We start from the raw sequence: 416 nt of genomic DNA, 5'->3' as shown, positions 1-416 counted from the left end.
TTTCGAGGATGGATACCAGCGGTCGGCTGTGAGGAGCCGGCCGCCGTTCCAGCTGGTCTTGTAGGCCAGCTGGCGGCGGATCTCGGCGAACCCGGCGTCGGCGATGTGCCGGGCCAGACGCCGGTTGGCGAGCATCCCGGTGACGTTGAGGTCTTCCACCACGACCGTGCCGTGCGTCGCGGCGAGCCGGGTGGTCAGTTTGTGCAGGCCGTCGCGGCGCAGGTTCGCCACCCGGGCGTGAGCGCGGCCGAGCCGGGCCGCGGCCCGCTCCCAGCGTTTCGACGGCCGCCGGCCGGTGCGCCGGTCCGGTCCGGTCTTGCGCGACAGTGCCCGTCCCAGTGCGCGCAGCCGCTGCTGCGCGGAGGTCAAGTGGCGCGGGTTGTCGACGAATTCGCCGGTGGACAGCACCGCGAGGT

At 72.8% G+C, this 416-nt stretch carries 1 protein-coding gene; it reads right to left on the bottom strand.

The features are described 5' to 3' along the window. On the bottom strand, positions 1-416 hold a 416-nt coding region (locus Aau02nite_RS45915; RefSeq protein ID WP_212995008.1), incomplete at both ends, for an RNA-guided endonuclease InsQ/TnpB family protein.

Origin of the sequence: Actinoplanes auranticolor, assembly GCF_018332655.1 — a bacterium.
Taxonomy (GTDB): Bacteria; Actinomycetota; Actinomycetes; order Mycobacteriales; family Micromonosporaceae; genus Actinoplanes; species Actinoplanes auranticolor.
Note: the sequence above shows the minus strand (reverse complement) of the source record. Positions and strands in the feature narration are given on the sequence as shown.